The sequence below is a fragment of the Halorubrum sp. SS7 genome (assembly GCF_005435055.1).
GTDB classification, from domain to species: domain Archaea; phylum Halobacteriota; class Halobacteria; order Halobacteriales; family Haloferacaceae; genus Halorubrum; species Halorubrum salinarum.
Window position 1 is genome coordinate 1 of the sequence record NZ_SGXV01000779.1, and the last position, 213, is coordinate 213.

1 pseudogene is annotated in these 213 nt (G+C 70.4%); it reads left to right on the forward strand.

Annotation, left to right across the window (positions count from 1 at the left end):
* Window positions 1-213, forward strand: a pseudogene (locus tag EXE44_RS19900) (protein kinase family protein); the annotation flags it as partial.

Below are 213 nucleotides of genomic sequence, written 5' to 3' on the forward strand. Positions count from 1 at the left end.
GCCGATCGAGGCGTTCGAGGTCGACGGCCTCGGCGTGCTCGTTTTAGAGTACCTCCCCGAGTTCCGCACCCTCGGCGAGCTCGACGCGGAGACCGTCGCCGGGCTGGCGCCCGATCTCTTCGCCACGCTCCGGACGGTCCACGACGCCGGGCTCACCCACGGCGACCTCCGGGCCGAGAACGTCCTCGTTGCGGACGGCGAGCTCTACGTCAT